Here is a 13,835-nt window from a genome sequence, read left to right on the forward strand (position 1 = left end):
GGAGCCACAGGAAAATCACCAGCCCCAAGGTGATGAGTAGCTTGTGGGAGCCACAGGAAAATCACCAGCCTCAGGGCGATGAGTAACTTGTGGGAGCCACAGGAAAATCACCAGCCCCAAGGTGATGAGTAGCTTGTGGGAGCCACAGGAAAATCACCAGCCTCAGGGCGATGAGTAACTTGTGGGAGCGGGTTTACCCGCGAAGAGGCCGGCACTGGCTTATGCAGGCTCTGCCAGTTTTTCCAGTTCCAGGGTCCGGTCAAACAGAACAGCCAGCCCCTCCTGGTGAGTTACCCCCACCACCGTGCACCCCGGCAATTCTTGCCTGAGCATCTCCAGCAACCCCCGCGCACTTTCCATGTCCAGCTGGCTGGTCGCCTCGTCCAGGTACAAGGTATCCGGCCGGTACACCAGCGCCCGTGCCAGGCTCAGCCGCTGCTGCTCACCCCCTGAATACACCCGGTCCCACTCCTGCTCGTCATCCAGCTGCCCGGCCAGCCCGACTTTCGCCAGTGCCTCCAGCAACAGCCGATCATCCACCACCTCGACCTGTGGATAAGCCAGCAGGCCACGCAAGCTCATGCGTGGCAGATAAGGCTTCTGCGGCAACAGCAAGCTGCGCCCGGGCGGCAACTGCCACTCGCCCCGGCAGTAGGGCCACAGCCCCTGCAAGGTGCGCAGCAAGGTCGACTTGCCAAGCCCGCTGCGTCCGCCCAGGCGCACCCATTCACCCTGGGCCACGCGCAGGTCGAGCGCCTCCAGCAGCACGCCACCATCGGGCTTGCACAGGGTCAGCCCCTGGGCACACAGGCAGTGCCCCTGCGGCGCCGCGAGCACCTGCTGGCGGCTCGCGGCGATCGCCTGCTCGAACTGCTCCAGTCGCTGCAATGCCGCGCTCCAGCGCACCAGCTTGTGATAGAGCTTGATGAACCAGCTGAGCGAGCCGTGCACCGCATTGAACGCACTGCGAATCTGCATCAGCCCGCCCAAGGTGATGGTCTTGGCCATGAACGCCGGCAAGGCGGCGAACACCGGGATGATCAAGCTCAAGCGCTCGTAGGAAACGGTGAACAAGCTCAGGTTGCGCTCGCGCCCCATCAGTTGCCGCCAGTTGTCGGCGATGGCGCGAAAGCGCTGCGCCAGGTGCTCGCGCTCCACCGCCTCACCGCGGTACAGGGCGATCTGCTCGGCGTGGTCGCGCTTGCGCAGCAGGCTGGCGCGAAAATCCGCCTCGCGGTGTTCGCGTTCATAGTTGAGCGCATGCAGCGGCTTGCCGATCAGGTGCGTCAGCAGGCTGCCGAGCAGGGTGTAGACCAGCACGATCCACACCAGGTAGCCATGCACCGTGAAGGTTTCGCCGAACAGGCTGAAGGTCTGCACCCCCGACAGGTTCCACAGGATCATCACGAACGCACCGACCTGCGCCAGGTTGATCACCAGCGAGGCCACCAGCTCGATGCTCAGGCCGACCATCAGGTCGATGTCCTGGGCGATGCGCTGGTCGGGGTTGTCCGGTTCGCCGTTCAGGCCCAGGCGGTAGAACGCCTGGTCGCCCAGCCAGGCGTCGGTCAGGCGCCCGGTCATCGCCTGGCGCCAGCGCAGTTCCAGGGCTTTGCGCAGGTAGTCCATGACCACGACGATCAGCACATAGCCGCCCAGGTACAGCGCGTACTCGCCGACCAGGCCGTACAGCCCCGTGGTGTCGAACGCCGCCAGGGTGTCGTAGAAGGTCTTGCTCCAACTGTTGATCAGCACATTGATCTGCACCACCAGCAGGCCCAGGCCGATCACCGCCGCCAGCATCAGCCAGGCCGGCCCCTGCTGGCGGCTGGCCCAGAACGGGCGGCTGAGCCGGTAGAAGGTTCGCAGCGTGTTCACAGGCCCTGCTCCAGTGCCAGCGGCGACGGCAGCAGGCGCAGCTGCACCTGGTTGGCGCGTGGGAACAACTGCCTGGCCTGGCGTTGCAGTTCAGGCAAGGTCAAGGCTTCAGGCAGCTGCGCCTGGGTGCTCAGGTAGCGCGGGTCGTGCCAGTGGCGATCGCTGAGGATCAGCCGCTTGAACTGGGTTTGCGGGTCGTCGCGGCGCTTGTTCTCCTGGCGCTGGAACTCGGCACGCTCGCTTGCCAACCATTGCGCATCCGGTTGCAGGCTGGCCAGGGTCTTTTGCGCCATGGCCCAGAGTTCATCGACCCGCGCCGGGTCGCAAGTGAAGCTCAGGCTACTCTCCACACGTTGGGTGTCGGCATTGAGCTCGCTGTCGAAACGCAGGCGGTAGACACCGGAGGCCTCGCCGCGCAGCTGCGCCTTCAGGCGCTGGTTGGCCAGGTCGCGCAGCAGTGCGACACGCGCCGCGGCTTCCGGGCTCCAGGCCTGCGGCTGGAAGCTGCTGGCTTGCAGCACGGCACGCGGCTCAAGGGCGATGGCCAGGTCCTCACGGCGTTGCCCAGGTTGCTGCAAGGCCGGCTGGCCAGGTACCACCTGCCGGCGAGGAATGGTCGCCAGCACCTCGCGCACCAGCGGTTCGAGCTGTTTCTGGTCGATGTCGGCCATCAGGTAGTAGGTCACCGGAGCGCTGGCCAGACGCAACCAGTCGGCGCTCAGCTGCTTTACCGTCAGCCCTTCGAGGCTGGCGACATCCGGGGATTGCCAGTGATCGACACCATACTTCAGCGTGCGCTGGGCGCTTTCCTGGCGCCCACGCACATCGTCGGGGCGGCTGCGCAGGCGCGCCAGCAGTTCATCGCGGGCCTCGTCGAAGATGGCCGGATCGACGCTGACCATCTGGCTCATGCGGTAGCTTTGCAACAGGAACAGGAACTGCTCGGGCGCGGCACCAAGGTTGATCTGCAGGCGTTGCGGCAGATGCTCGAGGCTGAGCGTGGCACGCTGCTGCTGGCGCCAGTCGGCCAGCGCCTGCGGGTCCATGCCCGGTAAAGGGCTGCGCAGCGCCAACTGTGCAGCCATCTGCAGGCGCCAGACCGGCACGCCGGCCTGCTGGTAGCCGGCGGACGATTCAGCCTGCAGCACCCATTTGCCCTCGGGACCGTTGCGTTTGAGCCAGACCAGGCGATCACCATTGCTCAACTGCCAGTGCTCGACCTGCTGCGCCGGGAAAGCCTTGCGCGCGACGATGTCGGCCGCAGGCGCCAGGGCCGGCATCACCACCTTGGGCCGCGTGGCGGCCACGGGTGCCTGCTGTACCGGCGCGCCGAGCACACGGCCAGCCAGTTCGGCCTGCTGTGCCTCAACCTGGGCAACACTGGGCAGCGCCACCTGGGAAGCGCCCGCCGCGCTGACCTGCAACACCCGGTCCGGGCTGGCCAGCCAGCGCCGCAGGCGGGCGTCCAGATCCTTGCGGTCGATGCTGTCCAGCACGTCCAGATAACGTTCGGCGGTGGCCTGGCGCTCGGTGACTGCATTGCCCTGCACGGCAGCGTTGTTGAGCTGCTCGACCCACTGCTCGAAGGTGCGCGGTGCCTGATTGGCCACGGTCTTGGCGCCCAACTTGCGAATATGTTCCCGTTGCCGTTGCAGGTCCGCCTCACTGAACCCGTGCTGACGCAGCCGCTCGATCTCGGTCAGCAACTGCGCCAGCGCCTGGTCGTGGGCCTGGCCTTCGACACCGGCAGCAATGCCCAGCACGGTGGAGTGCTCGCCGATCAGGGTTTTCTGCACGATCAGGCTGCGTACCCCCGGTTGCAACGGCTGGCGGCGCAGGCTGTCGAGCATGGCGGCCAGGGTCATGCGGTCGATCAGCCGCTCGCGCAGAGCGGCGTGGGTGGTGCCGCGGCTGTCCGGTTCGTGGGCACGGAACAGCATCGCCACCTGGTTGCTGCCCGATTGCGGGTCTTGCAGGCGGAACACCTTGAGCTTGTCGTCGAGCGGCAGCTCACGCTGCTCGCGGCTGGCGAGCTGGCCGGGCTTGGCCTGGCCGAAAGCCTGCTCGATCTGCGCCTGCATCACCTTCGGGTCGAAGTCACCCACCGCCGACAGCACCATGTTGTTCGGCAGGTACCAGCGGTTCTGGAAGGCCTTGAGGCTGGCCAGGCTGGCCGAGCGGATCGCCGCCTCGTTGCCGATGGTGCGGTGTTCGGGGTAGCGCGAGCCGGTGCGCTGGGAGGCGGTGCGCTGTTCGTTCATGCGCTGGGCCACGCCCAGGCCGCCGCGCCACTCTTCGATCACGATCGGCCGCTCGCGCTCCAGGTCCTGGGCGTTGTAGTCGCGGGCGAAGGCCAGGTCGGCCAGCGCCTGCAGGGCTTGTGGCGCCTGGCGCACGCCAGCGGGTGGGCCGATCAGGTACTGGGTGCGCTCGTAGTTGGTCACCGCATTGAAGTGACGGCCCTGGACCCAGCCGAAGTCGCTCATGCGCTGGCGCAGGTTCTGCTCGCCACCGGCGCGGCTGTGGAAGGCCAGGTGTTCGACCATGTGGGCCACGCCGACCTGGTCGTCGGTTTCGTCCACAGAGCCGGCCTTGACGGTCAGGCGCAGGTCCAGTCGCCCGGGTTGCGAGGTTTCCCGCACCAGCCGGTAGGCCAGGCCGTTGGCCAGTTGGCCTTGCACCACCTGGCCATCCCAGGGCAGCGGCGCGTCGGGTTCGGGCAGCGCCGAGCAGGCGCCGAGCAGCAGCGGGCCGAGCAGGCCCGCGATGAGCTTGTTCATCAGGTTATCCACGGTTTTTTTATGGGGTCAGAAGCGGTAGCCGACTTCCAGCCAGTACTGGCGGCCGACTTCATAGGTGGTGCGGGCGCTGCTGCTGTTGCTGACAATGGGGTTGACCTTGTCGGTGACGTTGGTCACGTCCACTGCCACGAACAGCGCCTGCTCGCGGGCCGTGGGGATCTCCCACTTAACGCGCATGTCCCAGGTCGGCGCGGCGGCCACCGAGGCGGTGTCATAGACCTGCAAGGTTTCGCCATCCACCTCTTGGGTGCGGCCGGTGTCGATGATCTGCTCGTAGGGGCCGCGGTAGCGGAAGAAGTTGCTGATGCTCAGGTGCCAGCTGGGGATCTCGGTGATGGTGGTCAGGCGTGCAGTCCACGGGCGGTTGAAGTCGCTGGCCGGCAATTCGCTGTAGGCCAGGCGCTTGCCGTCGTAGAGCACGTCGCCATCGGCGTATTCGGTTTCGTTGAAACCCGCTTCGTAGGTGCTGTAGGCGTTCTTGCTGCGCGACCAGTCCAGCGCCATCTGCAGGCTGGTGACGCTGCCCAGCACGCGGAACGACTGGTTGGGGGTGATCGTCAGGGTGACGTTGTCGCTCTCGCTGGAGCCGGCATTGACGTAGTTGTAGTAGATGGCCTGGTAGCCCTCTGCCGGGTCGAGGCCGAGCACCCGCGACGAGGCGCGCACCACCTGGTCGTTACCTTTGCGGTGCACGTACTTGAGGCGGAAGTCGGTGTCCAGCCAGCGCTGTTCCAGGCCCAGCATCAGTTCGTCGTCGTAGGGGATGTTCATGTCCGCGAGACGGTTGGTGTCGAGCTGCCGGCGCCCCACCCATGCGCTGGTCTGGGTGGCACGGGTATAGGTGGTGTTCAGGGCCTGGCGGCCATCGGCGAGGCGGTACTTGAACAGGTTGCGCCCGTAGTAGCGGTTGGCGCCGAACACCAGCACGGTGCTGCGGTCGCCGAAGAAATCGTAGTCACCGGCAAAGCGCGGCGACACGGTCTTCTGCTTCATGTAGTCGTCGCCCTCGAAGCGCAGGCCCGGGCGCAGGCTGAGCTTGCCGATCTGCATCTGGTCGTCGATGAAGAAGGCGTAGGCGTTTTCGGTGAGGTCGATCTTGCCGGCGTTGTACTGGGTGCGGGTTTTGCCCCACTGGCGAGTGTTGCCATCGAGCAACGGGCTGACCGAACACCAGGGGTCGCTGCCCGAGCAGCTGGTACCCTTGTCGCGGGTGAAGGTGGTGACGCCCTGCCCGGTTTCTTCGCGCTCCCACACGGCGCGTTGCTGGGACAGTTCCAGACCCGTGGTGAACGCGTGGCTGATGCCTGCGAAGTCGAAGGTCTGCCACTCGCCCTTGAGGGTGTAGTCGATACCACGCTGGGTCTGGTCGAGGTTGCCGAATGCGCCTTCGCCGCTTTTGGCGGTGTTGCTGCTGGGGTTGCCCCAGTTCTTCTCGTCGGAGTAGAACCAGATCACGGTGTCGGTCTCGTCGGACTTGCGCGAGCTGTACAGGTTGGTCAACGCCAGCGTGTGGGTCCAGCGTGCCTGGTCACCTTCCCAGATCGCCTTCAGCGAGCCCTGCCAGCCGCCGTTGGTGTTGGTGAACCCGGAGTTGATGTAGTTCTCGCGAAAGAACACGTTCTCCTGCGGCGCCTGGATGAACGAACCTTCCAGGGTCAGGCGGTCGCTGACGTCCCAGTAGGTCTTGAGCATGTAGTTGTCGAGCTGGCGGGTCTGGTCTTCGCTGCTGTCGGCGTTGGGGCTGCTGTAGCCGTTTGCGTAACGGTTGAGCGGGATCACCGAGCGGCGCTGGGAAAAGCTCAGGATTGCGCCGAAGTTGTCGGTCAGGTGGCCTTCGAGCATGCCGCGCAGGGTGGTTTTCTCGAACTCGGGCTGGTACTGCTCGTTGGACGAGTTGTCGAAGCTTTCCTGGTCGTGCTGGGTGATGTGGTAGCGCGTCCACTCCGAACGGCTGATGCCGTAGGAGAACTTGCCGTGCAAGCCCTGGCTCGGGCGCCGGGTGATGGCATCGATCACGCCGCCGTTGAAGCCGCCGTACTCGACCGGCACGTTGCTGTCGTAGACCTTCACTTCCTGCAGCAGGTCGGCGTCCAGGGCGATGCCGTGGGGGTTGCTGGGCGCGGAATCGAACTGGCGGTTCTCGCTGTAGCCGTGGGCGCCGGGGTCGAGGTCGTTGTTGATCGAGATGCCATCGATCATGAAGTTGTTCTGGTAGAACTTGGCGCCGTTGATGCTGATGTCGGCAGGGTCGATCTCGCCCGGGGTGTTGGAGCTTTTCTGCGAGCCGGAGAACTGCACGCTGGGGTGCATCTGCAGCAATGTGGTGATGTCGCCGTTGGCGCCGGGGAAGGCGCGGATGGCCTTGCCGCTGATGACCGTCGCGCCCAGGTAGCCATTGCCTGCGGTATCGCCCAGCACCAGGGTGTCGTGCAGCTCCAGCGCGCCGGCGTCGGCCTGGCTGTGCAGCAGGCGCAGGCTGATCACGTCGCCCTCCGCGTCCCAGGTCAGGCCGCTGCCGGAAAGCAGGCGCGACAGTGCCGCCTCGCTGCTGAAGTGACCCTGCACCGGGTTGCTCTGGGCGCCTTCGAGCAATTGCGCATCGGCGCTGACTTGCAAGCCACTCTGCTGGCCGAAGGCGATCAGTGCGGCGGCCAGGCCCTGCGCCGGAATGGCGAAGGCGTGCACCTGGGCCAGTTGCGCGGGGGCCTCGGCGGCCCACAGCAGCGGCGCCGGCGACAGGCAGCCCAGGCCCAGCAGGCCACTGCCCAGCACGCGTTTCAGGCGCAACGACCAACCCCGCACACTGTGCGGCTTCCGGCTTGTTGTTTGAGTCATGCCACATCCCCGCCCCGGGCAGTCGCCGGGAAGCAAAATTGAATACGAATCGATATCAGTTGTTGCGCGCGGGGGAGAAGACGAGGCAGTCCGGGGAATTTTCAGAAAATTGTGAAATTATTTTTTCAGCGGGGTTTTGGGGCTGCTGCGCAGCCCTTCGCGGGCAAGGCGGCCCCAGCAATGTCAGGGCTTGCCAAGCACCAGCAACCAAGGCCCATAACTGCGCACCTCGCCACCATGTGGCCGGATCACCGCGCGCAAGGCCGCCTCCGGCTTGCGCAGGTCATAAACGCCAGTTACACGCTTGTCACCCAGCGCCTCATCACGCAGCACCACCTTGCCCGGCAGATACCGCGCCAACTGCTGCACCAGCTCGGCGACACGCTGGTCATCGGCAATCAACTGCCCCTGACGCCAGGCGGCGGTCTGCGAAGGCACGAAGGTCTTCACCTGGACGATGCCATCGATATAGCGCAGCCGCTCCCCGGCCGTGAGGGCATCCGAGAGCATGTGCCCATCGGCGCTGTCCTCGACCCGCACCGAACCATGCTGCACGTCCACCCCTACCCTGCCGGGCCGCAGCTCGACGTTGAAGGCCGTGCCGGTGACGGTCACCTTGAGCGCCTCGGCGCGCACGTGAAATGGCTTGGTCTTGTCGGGCTTGACCTCGAAGAACGCCTGCCCGGCGAGCAGCTTCACGTCCCGGTGGTTGCCGGAGTAGTCGACGGCGATGGCGCTGTCGCTGTCCATCTGCACCACGCTGCCGTCGGCCAGCGTGACGTCGCGGGTCTCGCCCTGGGCCGTGCGGTAGTCGGCCTGCAGGCGCAGGCTCAGGGAAGGCGCCACGGCCACCAGCAGGCAGGCCGCTACAGCCGCCCCCAACCACCAGCGTCGGCGGCGCACAGGCAATTGCACCACCGCTGCCTTGGGCCAATGTTCGGTGGTGGTCGGCCTCAACTGGCCGCTGAGCTGCCAGAGCTTCTCGGCCTTGCGATAGGCCTCGGCATTGGCCGCGTCGCTCGCGCACCACTGTTCGAACTCGCCGCGCAGTTGCGCGTCGTGCGTGGCCTGCTGCAGGCGCAGGAGCCAGTCCAGGGCCTGCTCGCGGCGACTGGCGGTGAGGTCTGCTGACGTCATGTCGGGCATGGCTCCTGGTGCTCTGGGGGGCGGATGGCCGCGAAGGGTCGCACAGAGTCGACCCGTTGGGCAAAAGACGCGGCAGCATGCGTTTTTTTCACAGGTCATCCTCCAGGCAGGCCATGCAGTGGCTGAGGGCTTCGCGCACCAGCTGGTGCACCAGGCTCACCGAGACGTTCAGGTGCGTCGCTACTTCCTGCAGGGTATGCCCGCCCAGGCGATGCATCTCGAACGCCACGCGGGTGCGCAGGGGCAATTGCTCGAGGGCGCGGCTGATGGCGCCGAGTTCGCTCTGCTGGGTGACGGCCTGTTCCGGCGAGGCGCTGCTGGAGGGCAGCTCGGCAAGAATCTCGTCGCCACCGGGCTGGGCCTTTTCGGTGGCGCTGCGGCGGGTCTGGTCGAGGGCCAGGTTGCGCACGATGCGGTACAGGTAGCTGGCCGGGTGGCGGATTTCGGCATCGTCCTGCTGGCGGCTGAAGCGCAGCCAGGCTTCCTGCACCACATCCTCGGCGCGCGCGCGGCAGCCGACGATCGGCGCGGCATAGTCGAGCAACGCCGCCCGGTGGGCCAGGTAGAGCTGGAGTTTTTCGTCCGCCACGGGGGTATGCCAGAGGGTTTCGGGGGCGGCGATGTTACCCGTAGTCGAGAATCATTATCAACCGTTGGATTTGTGTTGCAGGGCTGGCCTCTTCGCGGCTAAAGCCGCTCCCACAGGGATCGCGCAGATGCTGAATACTGTGCAGTACCTGTGGGAGCGGGTTCACCCGCGAAGCAGGCGGCGCCGAATCAGAGCCTTACGCTGGCGAAGGTAGATTCGTTGCGCGCCTGGCTCAGGGCCGCCATCGGCCCGCTGTGCGGCGACAGGGTCATGGCCTGCGGGATCGGCATCATCGCCACCTGCTGGGTGGTATTGGAACCGACGCGCTCGTCACGCGGTGGAATGCCGAAGTATTCGCGGTAGCACTTGGAGAAGTGCGGCGTCGACACGAAGCCGCACACCGAAGCCACCTCGATGATCGACATCGGCGTCTGCTTGAGCAGCTGCCGCGCGCGGATCAGCCGCAGCTTGAGGTAGTAGCGCGAAGGCGAACAATGCAGGTACTTCTGGAACAAGCGCTCGAGCTGGCGACGCGACACCGACACGTACACCGCCAGTTCGTCGAGGTCGATCGGCTCTTCGAGGTTGGCCTCCATCAGCGCGACGATCTCCTGCAGCTTCGGCTGGTTGGTGCCGAGCATGTGCTTGAGCGGCACGCGCTGGTGATCCTGCTCGTTGCGGATGCGCTCGTAGACGAACATCTCCGAGATCGCCGCCGACAGCTCGCGGCCGTGATCGCGGCTGATCAGGTGCAGCATCATGTCCAGCGGCGCGGTGCCGCCGGAGCTGGTGAAGCGGTTGCGGTCGAGGGTGAACAGGCGAGTGCTCATGTTGACCCGCGGGAAGGCTTCCTGCATCGCTGCCAGGCATTCCCAGTGCACGCTGCAGTCGAAGCCGTCGAGCAGGCCGGCGCAGGCCAGTGCCCAGCTGCCGGTGCACACCGCGCCAAGCCTGCGCGACTGGCGGGCCTGGGCCTGCAGCCAGGTGACGTGCTCGCGGGTGACGGTACGCTGGATGCCGACACCACCGCAGACGATCACGGTGTCGATCGGCGGCGCGCTGTGCATGGCGGCATCGGGGGTGATCTGCAGGCCGTCGCTGGCCCACACCTGGCCGCCGTCGACGGTCAGCGTGTGCCAGCGGTACAGCTCGCGGCCGGACAGCTGGTTGGCCATGCGCAGCGGCTCGACGGCCGATGCCAGGGAGATCAGGGTGAAGTTGTCCAAAAGAAGAAACCCGATGGACTGGGGGGCTGTGCGGTTCTGGGTTGGATTCCCGGAGGTGTACGACGTCATCGCGATTTCTCCTCACACAAATGCAGGGTGTGCCTCAGGCAGGCACTGATTTCTTGTTATGGCCCCGGTTTGGTGTGCTGGGGCTTGTTGCCAATCTCAACGCAAACGCCGTGCCTGAAATTGAACGGCTATCCAAAAAAACCTGAAAACGACGCGTTCATTCGGCAAATCAGGAACTTCGGTCGAGTTGGCCAGGCTACGCAAACCAGCGTGCTAGCGCCTTTCGTGTAACCGCTGAGCAATTTGGTGACACGCGCAGTGTAGGTTGCCCAGAAACGACTCTCTTGAGTGTCACCGACAACGCCCATACTGATTGCGACAGCCGACGACTGGCATGCACCAAACAAGCGCAGGAGAAGTGCAACGCGATCCGTGTAGGAGCGGCCTTGTGTCGCGAAAGGGCCGCAACGCGGCCCCAGGATTTATGCCGTGATGCACAAATCGCCGGGGCCGCGTTGCGGCCCTTTCGCGACACAAGGCCGCTCCTACAAAAATTTGCGTGAGGCAAAAACCGTCAGCATTCGATGGCGCTGACCGCCAGGCCACCGCGCGAGGTTTCCTTGTACTTGTCGTGCATGTCGGCACCGGTGTCGCGCATGGTGCGGATCACCTGGTCGAGGGAGATGAAATGCTCGCCGTCGCCACGCAGGGCCATCTGCACCGCGTTGATGGCCTTCACCGCGGCAATCGCGTTGCGCTCGATGCACGGCACCTGCACCAGCCCGCCGACCGGGTCGCAGGTCAGGCCGAGGTTGTGCTCCAGGGCGATTTCGGCGGCGTTCTCCACCTGCGCCGGGGTCGCCCCCAGCACTTCGGCGAGGCCCGCCGCGGCCATGGCGCAGGCCGAACCGACCTCCCCCTGGCAACCGACCTCGGCACCGGAAATCGACGCGTTCTTCTTGCACAGGATGCCCACGGCCGCCGCGGCCAGGAAGTAGTCGACCACGTTGGACTCGTCCACCGCATCACTGAAGCGCATGTAGTAGTGCAACACCGCCGGGATGATGCCGGCTGCGCCATTGGTCGGCGCGGTGACCATGCGCCCGCCGGCGGCGTTCTCTTCGTTGACCGCCAGGGCGAACAGGTTGACCCACTCCATGGCGCTCATGGTCGAGCCGATCACGTTGGGCTTGCCGATCTCCTGCAGGCTGCGGTGCAGCTTGGCGGCGCGGCGGCGCACGTTGAGCCCGCCGGGCAGCGTGCCTTCGTACTTGAGGCCGTTGTTGACGCACTCCTGCATGGCTTCCCAGAGCTTGTACAGGCCAGCGCGGATCTCGTCCTCGCTGCGCCAGACCTTCTCGTTGGCCATCATCAATTGCGACACGCTGAGGTCGTTTTGCTTGCACAGGCGCAGCAGCTCGGCGGCGCTGTCGAAATCGTACGGCAGCACCGTCTGGTCGGCATCCAGCACCCCGCTGGCGGCCTGGGCGGCGTCGACCACGAAGCCACCACCCACCGAGTAATAGGTGTCGCGGTGCAGCTCGTCCTCGGCGCCTTCGGCGATCAGGGTCATGGCGTTGGGGTGGTACGGCAGGTTCTCGTCCAGCAGCAGCATGTCGCGGGCCCAGACGAATTCGATGGGCAGGCGGTTGTCCAGCTGCAGGGTGTTGGTTTCGCGCAGGTCGGCGATACGCGGGACGATCTGGGTCGGGTCGATGGCGTCCGGCCATTCGCCCATCAGGCCCATGATGGTGGCGTTGTCGGTGCCGTGGCCGACGCCGGTGGCCGACAACGAGCCGTACAGGCGCACTTCGACCCTTTGCACGTGCTCCAGCTCGCCGCGTTCACGCAGTCCCTGGACGAACAGGGCGCCAGCGCGCATGGGGCCGACGGTGTGGGAGCTGGAGGGCCCGACACCGATCTTGAACAGGTCGAACACACTGATGGCCATCGTCGAATCACCTCTTGCTGGGCTTGTCTCTGCGCGTCATGCGCAGGGCGGGGCAACTGCTAGGCTGAAGCTGCGAGCCGCCAGGAATGCACGCATCATCGGGCTTTTGCCTACCCCCTCGCCGTCTGCAACCGACGTACTTTTGTCCGCCAGCGCCGCTGCCATTTCGGCCAGCCGCGCGCCGCTTTCGAGCGCTCTGGTGACGCAAAAACGCGGCGCCAGGGTGGGAAAAATCCATAAACGACATCGCCCGTACTGGAAGCGACCCGTTCCGTACTGGTTACGACCCCACCAGTAGGCGATTGCCCAGCGCTGGAGGATTATCGAAAGCGACTCGTAAAGCACGGCCACGCAACCTGCCCTCTGCAGGCCTGGTCGACCGGACCCTGAGAACACCCGGCGACCCATGCGAACCCGAAGACAAAATCACAGGAGTCCATCCATGAAAGGTTCACCCTCGCTGTTGCTGGTCGCGATGCTGTCCGCACCGTTGCTGGCCCAGGCCGCCGAACCCGAGCAGTGCCAGACGGTACGCTTCTCCGATGTCGGCTGGACCGACATCACCGTCACCACGGCGACCACCAGCGTTGTGCTCGAGGCACTGGGTTACAAGACCCACACCACCATGATCTCGGTACCGGTGACCTACAAGTCGCTGGCCGCCGGCAAGGACCTGGACGTGTTTCTCGGCAACTGGATGCCGACCATGGAGAACGACATCAAGCAGTACCGCGATGCCGGCACGGTGGAGACAGTACGCGCCAACCTGGAGAACGCCAAGTACACCCTGGCCGTGCCCCAGGCCCTGTATGACAAGGGCCTGAAGGATTTCAGCGACATTCCCAAGTTCAAGAAGGAACTGGAGGGCAAGATCTACGGCATCGAACCGGGCAACGATGGCAACCGCACCATCCAGAGCATGATCGACAAGAACGCCTTCGGCCTGAAGGACGCCGGTTTCAAGATCGTCCAGTCGAGCGAGGCCGGCATGCTGTCGCAGGTCGACCGCGCGCAGAAGCGTGGCGAGGCGGTGGTGTTCCTGGGCTGGGAACCGCACCCGATGAACACCCGCTTCAAGATGCAGTACCTCACCGGCGGGGATGACTACTTTGGCCCCGAGTTCGGCAAGGCCACCGTGCTGACCAACACCCGCAAGGGCTATGCGCAGGAATGCAGCAACGTCGGCCAGCTGCTGAAGAACCTGCAGTTCGAGCTCAAGGACGAGAGCACCATGATGGGCTATGTCCTGGACGACAAGATGAAGCCCGAAGCGGCCGCCAAGAAGTGGCTCAAGGACAACCCCGGCAAGCTGGACACCTGGCTGGCGGGCGTCACCACAGTCGATGGCAAACCCGGCCTTGAGGCGGCCAAGGCCAAGCTCGCTCAATAACGCAGTACGT

Annotated in this window: 9 protein-coding genes; 1 reads left to right on the forward strand and 8 read right to left on the reverse strand. The window is 65.3% G+C overall.

The features are described from left to right. Positions 1-219: 219 nt before the first annotated feature. The 8 genes from ACIP21_RS04900 to ACIP21_RS04935 form a co-directional block, all read right to left on the reverse strand. Positions 220-1,878, reverse strand: coding sequence for an ABC transporter ATP-binding protein/permease (locus tag ACIP21_RS04900; protein WP_400684630.1), 1,659 nt, complete (start codon positions 1,876-1,878; stop codon positions 220-222). Further along, a complete protein-coding gene (locus ACIP21_RS04905) occupies positions 1,875-4,658 on the reverse strand; it encodes an insulinase family protein (protein WP_400684633.1) in 2,784 nt (927 codons plus the stop codon). The genes ACIP21_RS04900 and ACIP21_RS04905 overlap by 4 nt, the downstream gene beginning before the upstream one ends. A 27-nt stretch (positions 4,659-4,685) precedes the next feature. Beyond that, complete coding sequence (locus ACIP21_RS04910) at positions 4,686-7,466, reverse strand: secretin and TonB N-terminal domain-containing protein (protein ID WP_400684636.1); 2,781 nt, start codon at positions 7,464-7,466, stop codon at positions 4,686-4,688. 231 nt (positions 7,467-7,697) lie between these two features. Next, on the reverse strand, positions 7,698-8,651 hold the full coding sequence (locus ACIP21_RS04915) for a FecR family protein (protein ID WP_400684638.1): 954 nt from the start codon (positions 8,649-8,651) through the stop codon (positions 7,698-7,700). A 97-nt stretch (positions 8,652-8,748) separates the two neighbouring features. Then, on the reverse strand, positions 8,749-9,249 hold the full coding sequence (locus ACIP21_RS04920; RefSeq protein WP_400684641.1) for a sigma-70 family RNA polymerase sigma factor: 501 nt from the start codon (positions 9,247-9,249) through the stop codon (positions 8,749-8,751). Between the two features lie 188 nt (positions 9,250-9,437). Next, positions 9,438-10,544: a GlxA family transcriptional regulator gene (locus tag ACIP21_RS04925; protein WP_167067489.1), complete on the reverse strand. Its 1,107-nt coding sequence runs from the start codon at positions 10,542-10,544 to the stop codon at positions 9,438-9,440. A 514-nt stretch (positions 10,545-11,058) separates the two neighbouring features. Then, on the reverse strand, positions 11,059-12,435 hold the full coding sequence (locus ACIP21_RS04930; RefSeq protein WP_400684644.1) for an L-serine ammonia-lyase: 1,377 nt from the start codon (positions 12,433-12,435) through the stop codon (positions 11,059-11,061). Positions 12,436-12,471: 36 nt separating this feature from the next. Next, positions 12,472-12,786, reverse strand: coding sequence for a hypothetical protein (locus ACIP21_RS04935; RefSeq protein ID WP_400684646.1), 315 nt, complete (start codon positions 12,784-12,786; stop codon positions 12,472-12,474). A 91-nt stretch (positions 12,787-12,877) separates the two neighbouring features. Here ACIP21_RS04935 and ACIP21_RS04940 point away from each other — a divergent pair, with 91 nt between their 5' ends. Further along, positions 12,878-13,825, forward strand: coding sequence for a choline ABC transporter substrate-binding protein (locus ACIP21_RS04940; protein WP_400684649.1), 948 nt, complete (start codon positions 12,878-12,880; stop codon positions 13,823-13,825). Positions 13,826-13,835: the final 10 nt, after the last annotated feature.

Source organism: Pseudomonas sp. NPDC089401 (assembly GCF_044749485.1).
GTDB lineage: Bacteria > Pseudomonadota > Gammaproteobacteria > Pseudomonadales > Pseudomonadaceae > Aquipseudomonas.